The organism is Algibacter sp. L4_22, assembly GCF_023473045.1.
Classification (GTDB): Bacteria; Bacteroidota; Bacteroidia; order Flavobacteriales; family Flavobacteriaceae; genus Algibacter.
The window spans coordinates 1-532 of sequence record NZ_JAMCOK010000107.1; the positions used below are offsets into that span (position 1 = coordinate 1).

At 36.7% G+C, this 532-nt stretch carries 1 protein-coding gene; it reads left to right on the top strand.

Going from position 1 to position 532, the window contains the following annotated elements; all coding sequences use genetic code 11:
• Positions 1-240: 240 nt before the first annotated feature.
• A partial coding sequence (locus tag M4I23_RS19880) for a DbpA RNA binding domain-containing protein (RefSeq protein ID WP_306800000.1) occupies positions 241-532 on the top strand: 292 nt, incomplete at its 3' end.

Here is a 532-nt window from a genome sequence, read left to right on the forward strand (position 1 = left end):
ATAATACTGAGGTTAATCATGAAATTGATAAATACCTTACTAGTATTAATGAAATGTTTGAAGAAACTAGCAAAGAGGAATTAATTAAGAAATTTTTCTCTGTAGAATTTACACGTTTCTATAACTATTACCAAAAATCTAAAAACTTAAATGTTGCAGAAGGTTCTAGAGATAGAGAGGGCGGACGCGAAGGTGGTCGTGATTTTGGAGGAAACTCTAACTCTACTAGATACTTTATTNTTGAAAGATTTCTTAAAAGACCAATTACAACTTGGTAGAGATGATGTATTTAAAGTGGAAGTTAAAGAGAGTTTCTCTTTCTTTAATACTGAAAATGAAACTAAAGATAAAGTTTTAGCTTTCTTTACAGACTTTAAACATGAAGGTCGTTTTGTAAACGTTGAAGTTTCGGAAAACCGAGGCGGTGGCGGAAGACGCAATGATAGACGTGGCGGTGGCGGAAGACGCGACGACAAACGCAGCGGTGGCGGCGGAAGACGCGGTGATGATAGAAAAAGTGGTTCTGGAGGAA